Annotated in this window: 1 protein-coding gene; it reads right to left on the bottom strand. The window is 54.9% G+C overall.

Annotation, left to right across the window (positions count from 1 at the left end; all coding sequences use genetic code 11):
• Positions 1 to 556: alpha/beta hydrolase family protein (locus tag QB898_RS13175; RefSeq protein WP_279525316.1), on the bottom strand; the 556-nt coding region annotated here is incomplete at both ends.

The raw sequence follows: 556 nt of genomic DNA, 5'->3' as shown, positions 1-556 counted from the left end.
AAATTAATGCCATTCTCGGCAAAATAGTTGCTCTGACTGCTGGAAACCGCTGACATGGGCTGGCCTTTGCCCAGCAGGTTGTCAATTTTGTCGAAGAAAAGCTCGGCAGTGCTCCGCAAGAAACCGGCGCTATTGAAGGTGGAGATGTGTTCTATGGAGAGGCTGCCGCCAAAAATGCGCGCAAAGGCCGAGGCCAGATGCCCGCCCAGGCTGTGGCCATTGATGGAGATTGAATTGACGCCTGTCAGTCTGCCCGTCCCTTGGGCGGGCGAACCGGTTGTGACCCATGACCAAGGCAAAGGAATTGGCACGCCAATCGGAGTCGGAACATTGACATTGGCATTGACAAGCTGTGTGACCGTCTCAGTGGCCGGCGTGGTCTCGCGCAGCCACCAGTTGATCATGTCAATAATCTGGCTACGGGCCGATGAACTCAAGGCCAAGTCGATGTCCGCGCCTAATATATCCTTGCCGTTCAGTTCTGTTCCCCTCGTGGAAAGAAAGACTTTGCCTTCATAGGGCGTGCCTTGGCGGCCTTTCCAGACAATGGCGTCAA

The organism is Ottowia cancrivicina (genome assembly GCF_029813755.1).
GTDB classification, from domain to species: Bacteria; Pseudomonadota; Gammaproteobacteria; order Burkholderiales; family Burkholderiaceae_C; genus Ottowia; species Ottowia massiliensis.
This window is presented reverse-complemented; position numbering and strand designations above follow the sequence as displayed.